We start from the raw sequence: 274 nt of genomic DNA, 5'->3' as shown, positions 1-274 counted from the left end.
CCCGGAAGACTGATCTACCAAAATGTTTTCAATAGGCAATGGACCCCAGTTATGAGAATCAAAGCTGTTATTCCTATTGTCTCCCAACACAAACACATAGCCTTCTGGTACAAGCACTGGATCCATTTCATACTCAAGTGGTTCCAAAATGAAATCTTCATCTTGAGCAATTCCGTTGACCAACAGCTTTCCATCACGAACTTCGACATAGTCTCCAGCTTTAGCAACAACTCTTTTGATGAGCACATCAGACGAACTAAAACCAATTTCCTGA

At 41.2% G+C, this 274-nt stretch carries 1 protein-coding gene; it reads right to left on the bottom strand.

Going from position 1 to position 274, the window contains the following annotated elements; genetic code table 11:
• On the bottom strand, positions 1 to 274 hold a 274-nt coding region (gene lepB / locus ACODJP_RS14025; RefSeq protein ID WP_422482548.1), incomplete at both ends, for a signal peptidase I.

The sequence above is a fragment of the Pleomorphochaeta sp. DL1XJH-081 genome (assembly GCF_049310885.1).
Lineage (GTDB): Bacteria > Spirochaetota > Spirochaetia > Sphaerochaetales > Sphaerochaetaceae > CAYZJV01.
This window is presented reverse-complemented; position numbering and strand designations above follow the sequence as displayed.